The sequence below is a fragment of the Nguyenibacter vanlangensis genome, assembly GCF_013376155.1.
Classification (GTDB): domain Bacteria; phylum Pseudomonadota; class Alphaproteobacteria; order Acetobacterales; family Acetobacteraceae; genus Gluconacetobacter; species Gluconacetobacter vanlangensis.
Window position 1 is genome coordinate 1 of sequence record NZ_JABXXP010000211.1, and the last position, 4,714, is coordinate 4,714.

The 4,714-nt window shown below is 67.1% G+C and carries 5 protein-coding genes; 1 reads left to right on the forward strand and 4 read right to left on the reverse strand.

Features of this window, described 5'->3' with window-relative positions:
- Nucleotides 1-77, reverse strand: a 77-nt coding sequence (locus HUK84_RS23785; RefSeq protein ID WP_374729315.1) for an NAD(P)-binding protein, incomplete at its 3' end; no start/stop codon positions are given.
- A 118-nt stretch (nt 78-195) separates the two neighbouring features.
- Nucleotides 196-1,605 (reverse strand): amidohydrolase family protein, encoded by a 1,410-nt coding sequence (locus HUK84_RS10845; RefSeq protein ID WP_176640312.1) that lies wholly within the window; start codon nt 1,603-1,605, stop codon nt 196-198.
- Between the two features lie 373 nt (nt 1,606-1,978).
- Between HUK84_RS10845 and HUK84_RS10850 the strand changes: the two genes are divergently transcribed.
- Nucleotides 1,979-2,944 carry an MBL fold metallo-hydrolase gene (locus HUK84_RS10850; protein WP_176640313.1) on the forward strand — a complete coding sequence of 322 codons (966 nt, stop codon included), beginning with the start codon at nt 1,979-1,981 and terminating at the stop codon, nt 2,942-2,944.
- Nucleotides 2,945-3,047: 103 nt separating this feature from the next.
- Here HUK84_RS10850 and cysE read toward each other — a convergent pair whose 3' ends face one another.
- The gene (cysE, locus tag HUK84_RS10855; protein WP_176640314.1) at nt 3,048-3,911 is read right to left on the reverse strand and encodes a serine O-acetyltransferase; all 864 of its coding nucleotides are present in this window, start codon (nt 3,909-3,911) and stop codon (nt 3,048-3,050) included.
- Nucleotides 3,912-4,024: 113 nt separating this feature from the next.
- On the reverse strand, nt 4,025-4,714 hold a 690-nt coding region (locus HUK84_RS10860; protein ID WP_176640315.1), incomplete at its 5' end, for an FAD-dependent monooxygenase.

Consider the following 4,714-nt stretch of genomic DNA (forward strand, 5'->3'; position numbering starts at 1 on the left):
CAGCCGGCCTCCGCCAGCCGCTCGGCCGCCGCCAGCCCGGCCGGACCGGCCCCGACAATGACGATGGCGGGCCTCATGCCCCCATTCCCGCTTCACCCGATACACACATCCTCGGGGCTTTAGATCAGATCGCGCCCCAGTGAAATCGCCTCACGTGAAATCGCCTCACGCGAAATCGCCTCACGCGAAATCGCCTCATTGCGCGACCAGCGCCCCCTCGGTGCGCACGCCGCGATGCCAGACCTGCGCAATCCGGTCGACCGCGGCGATATCCCGCGCCGGATCGCCCGCCACCACAAGCAGATCGGCCCATTTCCCCGGCTGGACCGTCCCCCGGTCGTCCCAGCGCATCAGCGCCGCCGCCTGGCCGGTGGCCAGCGTAATGGCCTGCAGCGGCGTCAGGCCCGCCGCCACCGTCAGCTTCAGTTCCCGATGTTCGGCGAACCCCGGAATCCGCGTGGCCGACGCGCCGGAATCGGTGCCGAACCCGATGCGGATGCCCGCGCGGTACAGGGTCGCCAGGTTGCGCTGGTTGATCGCCAACGCCTTGCGCGACGCCGCCGTCAGCGGCGCGGCCAGGATCCTGGCCCGCCACGCCGGATCGGCGAACTGGGCGCGCAGGGCGGGGTCCAGCCCGGCGGACAGGAACGGATCGTCCAGCCATTCCGGATGCTGGGCGAAGACGTAATTGGCCTCGTCCAGATCCAGGGTGGCGATGTACCACGCCCCTTTCTGCTCCATCAGCATGATGAAATCGGGATCGACCGGCCGGTCGCGCACGCCATGGGCGATGATGTCCGCCCCCGCCGCGACCAGCGCCTTCGCATCGGCCAGGTCGTGGATATGCGCCGCCACCCGCAGGCCGCGCTTGTGGGCCTGGTCGATCGCGGCGCAATAGATTGCCGGATCGATCTTGGGATACCCCTTCGCCCCCGGCACGCCGTTGCGGAAATCATCCACCCAGATCTTGACCAGGTCGGTCCCCTCGTCGGCCATCCGGTCCACGGCGGCGCGCGCCTCGTCCGGCGTGGTCGGGCGATAGATCTGGTCGGGCCCCAGATGGAACATCCCCTGCGGCGGCACCCCGTCCGGCGCCCCGATCCCCTGATCGACCCCGAACAGGTCGGCCCCCGGATTGCGCCCCGCATGCTGCTCCGCGCGCAGCCGGTCGAACAAGGGCGATGTGTTCAGCCCCAGCGACACCACGTCCAGCACGCCATAGCGCGCATACTGCCTCATCTGGGCCAGGATGTTGTCCCGCGTGTAATTGGCCGCGTCGTCGCGCGTGCCCTTCACCAGCCCGGTATGGCTATGGTCGGAAATCAGCCCCGGCAGAACCGTCAGCCCCGCCAGATCGACCCGCCGCGCACCGGCCGGCACCGCAAACGTCCCGTCCCGCCCCACCGAAGCGACACGCCCGTCCCGCACCAGGATCGCACTGTCCGCCACCGGCGCCGCGCCGGTCCCGTCGATCAGGGTCGCATGCTCCAGCAGCACCGGCGCCGCCCCCAACGCCGGCGTCCCGCCCAGCAGCCACGCCCCCAGCGGCAACACGCCCCGGAACCGTACGCACCGCTTTCCTCCGAACCGTGACGCGATCGTCATGCCGGCTGCCTCCCTTTTCGGCCCCGTCCTCCGCGCCACCATCCGGCACCGTGTCCGAAATCCCCCGACGGGGCGGTATGATAAATTTTTGTAATTCTATCTTATTTTTTCGAAATAATGACAAGAAACTTTCATTCCACGGGCATGACGACTCATCGCCGGGAAAAGAACCCTTGATGGATAAGGATCCTTTTGCTTCTTCTCCGGAAGAAAACGCTCTCGATCGTCCTGCGCCCGATCCCGTCACGGGCAAATATCAGAATGCCCCCGTCCCGAACCAATCCTTTCCAGAACCATGAAGATCCGGAATAGTCTCGCATCCTTCGCCATCGGAACAGCCCGTCTTCACGCGATTCTTCTCGCGATTCTTCCCATGACTCTCTGGGGCATTACGCGCCCCGCATGCGCCACTGGGTTCGATATCGTCGTGCTCGGCGCCCGGGGCGGCATCCAGGACGGCAATCTCAGCGCCTATCTGGTTCGGCCATCGGGGGACGCGCGCGCCATTCTTTGCGATGCCGGAACCGTGGTGGCGGGTCTCGAAGCCGCGTCTCGACATGGCGCGTTCCACGATCTCACCCGGCCCCCCCAAATCGCGCCGCGCGAAGCCGGCATCGTGCTTCACGACATCATCAAGGGCTATTTGATCAGCCACGCGCACCTCGATCACATCGCCGGCCTTGTCGCCGTATCGCCCGATGACATGCCGAAGCCGATCTATGCGCTTCCGTCCGTCAACCGCATCCTGGCCCGGGACATATTCAACTGGCGCGTCTGGCCCAACATGGGTGACCGCGGTCCGCCGCCGCGCCTGGCAACATATCGATATCGCGACCTGGTACCGGGACAAAGGCTGCCGCTGGACGGCACGGCCATGCAGGTCCGCGCCTTTCCGCTCAGCCATGGCGGCGTGGAATCCACCGCGTTCCTGATCGAAAGCGGCGGCGCCGCGATGGTATATCTTGGCGACACCGGACCCGATGCGCTGGAACACGGCACGCGCCTGCAGGATCTTTGGCGTGCCGTGGCACCTTTGGCGCGCGCACACCGCCTAAAGGGGATCATCATCGAATGTTCATGGGACAATGCGCGTCCCGACCACCTTCTCTTCGGTCACCTGACACCACGATGGCTTGCGGCGACATTGTCCGACCTGCGCTCGCAAAGCGGCGGAGGGACCGTCCTTGCCGGATTGCCGGTACTGGTCAGCCACGTCAAATATACCTTGACCGGCGCCCCGCCTGCTCAGGTGACGATCGAGAACGAACTGAAGGCCGCTGACCGAACAGGCGCGCATTTCATTATCGCGGAGCAGGGCATGTCGCTGCGCTTCGACTGAGCGACCGTCTCCATTGCCCTATCCGTTCACCCCTTCACGGATATGGCTCCATCTCACTGTTCGGATCAGGATCCTCTCTCAGACCCCGCATCCGCCCATCCCCTCAGATCATGTAGTCGATCGGCGGCAGCATCTGGTCCATGGTAAAGGCCGGCAGCGAGGAATGGCGCGTGCCCACCGGGCGCGCCGGATTACCGACCACGGTCGTATAGGGCGGCACCGATTCCAGCACGATCGACCCGGCGCCCACCTTGGCGCCCTCGCCCAGCTCGATATTGCCCAGCACCTTCGCCCCGGCGCCGATCAGCACGCCGCGCCGCACCTTGGGATGCCGGTCGCCGACATTCTTGCCCGTGCCGCCCAGGGTGACGCCCTGCAGCAGCGACACATCGTCCTCCAGCACCGAGGTCTCGCCGATCACGATCCCGGTGCCATGGTCGAACAGGATGCGCCGGCCGAGCCGCGCCGCCGGATGGATATCGACCGCGAACAGTTCCGACGCCCGGCTCTGCAGATGCAGCGCCAGATAGCGCCGGTCGTTATGCCACAGCCAATGCGCCACGCGGTGGCTCTGCACCGCGTGATAGCCTTTGAAGAACAGGAACGGCGTCGCGTAATTCGCCGTCGCCGGATCGCGCTCGCGAATCGCCACCAGGTCGGCGGCGGCGGCGGCCACGATCTCGGGATCGGCGTCGAACACGTCCGTGACCAGTTCGGCCAGCGCGTCGTCCGCCACCGACCGGTCGCCCAGCTTGCGGCCGATCAGCGCGGCCAGCCCGTTGGCGAAGCCGGCATGGTTGCGAATGCCCGTCGCCAGCAATCCCCGCACCAGCGGATCGCCGCAGCCCTCGCATCCTTGCGTGATGTCGTCCCACAGCCGGCGCAGGTCGATCTGCGTCAGGGTGGGCTCGGATGCGGAACGGCTCTTGCGGGCATCGGCAAGCGAAATCGGCGAACTATCGGGCATGACGGACCTGACGCAGCAGAGAAAGGCAGGATATGGGACAGCGCCCCGCCCCGGACCAGAGGGCACCCACCCGGAAAAAATCCCAAAAGATCCCAAACGAAAAACGCCGGCCTCTACAGCCCCATCGCATGGCGGACGAAGGCCCGGCGCAGCGCGGGCATGCGGTGCACCGCCGCCAGCCCCACATCCCGCGCGCCGCGCAGCAGCGGATTGTCATTGCCGAACAGCCGCTCCAGCATGTCGGTCGCCGCCAGCATCAGCATGTTGGCCGGCCGGCAGCGCGCCTGATAACGGCGCAGCACCTGCGGGCCCCCCAGGTCCTCGCCCCGCTCATGCGCCGCGATCAGCAGGTCGGACAGGGCGGTGACGTCGCGGAATCCCAGGTTCAGCCCCTGCCCGGCGATCGGATGGATGCCGTGCGCCGAATCCCCGACCAGCGCCAGGCGGGTATCGAAATAACGCTGGGCGTACTGGGCCGACAGCGGATAGGTCCAGCGCCGCCCGACCGGCGTGACCCGGCCCAGCCAATCCCCCATCCGGCGCTGGATCTCATGGGCGAAGGCCGCGTCGGGCAACGCCGCCATGCGCTGCGCCACCCCCTCGTCCTCGGACCAGACGATGGCCGACAGGTTCGCATGCCCGGCCGTGGGCGCCATCGGCAACTGCGCGAACGGCCCGGCCGGCAGGAAATGTTCCAGCGCCCGGTTGTGGTGCGGCCGCTCGTGCGTCACCGCGCAGACGATGCCACGCTGGTGATAGGGCAGGCGCGTGACGGCAATCCGGGCCTGGTCGCGCAGCGCGCT

What these genes read in the sequence shown, in the direction of transcription:
- cysE (WP_176640314.1), bottom strand. Translation starts at nt 3,911, where the DNA reads ATGCCCGATAGTTCGCCGATTTCGCTTGCCGATGCCCGCAAGAGCCGT.
- HUK84_RS10845 (WP_176640312.1), bottom strand. Translation starts at nt 1,605, where the DNA reads ATGACGATCGCGTCACGGTTCGGAGGAAAGCGGTGCGTACGGTTCCGG.
- HUK84_RS10850 (WP_176640313.1), top strand. Translation starts at nt 1,979, where the DNA reads ATGACTCTCTGGGGCATTACGCGCCCCGCATGCGCCACTGGGTTCGAT.